This is a genomic window from Methylobacterium sp. A54F (assembly GCF_053346035.1).
This window is the reverse complement of the sequence record NZ_JBKFBF010000238.1, coordinates 1-255: the sequence shown is the minus strand read 5'-3', so window position 1 is coordinate 255 and position 255 is coordinate 1. Positions and strand designations below refer to the sequence as shown.

1 pseudogene is annotated in these 255 nt (G+C 71.4%); it reads left to right on the top strand.

From position 1 onward, the window contains the following. Positions 1-255: pseudogene (locus tag ACLBXP_RS26130) on the top strand (1-deoxy-D-xylulose-5-phosphate synthase); the annotation flags it as partial.

Below are 255 nucleotides of genomic sequence, written 5' to 3'. Positions count from 1 at the left end.
CGGCCGAGGCCTCGGCCGACCGCTACCACGGGGTGGTGAAGTTCGACGTGGTCTCGGGGGTGCAGGCCAAGGCCAAGCCGAACGCGCCGGCCTACACCCGGGTGTTCGGCGAGAGCCTGATCAAAGCGGCGGACGCGGACGAGAAGGTGGTGGCGATCACCGCGGCGATGCCGGGGGGCACGGGCATCGACCTGTTCGCCAAGGCGCACCCGGAGCGGACCTTCGACGTGGGCATCGCCGAGCAGCACGCGGTGA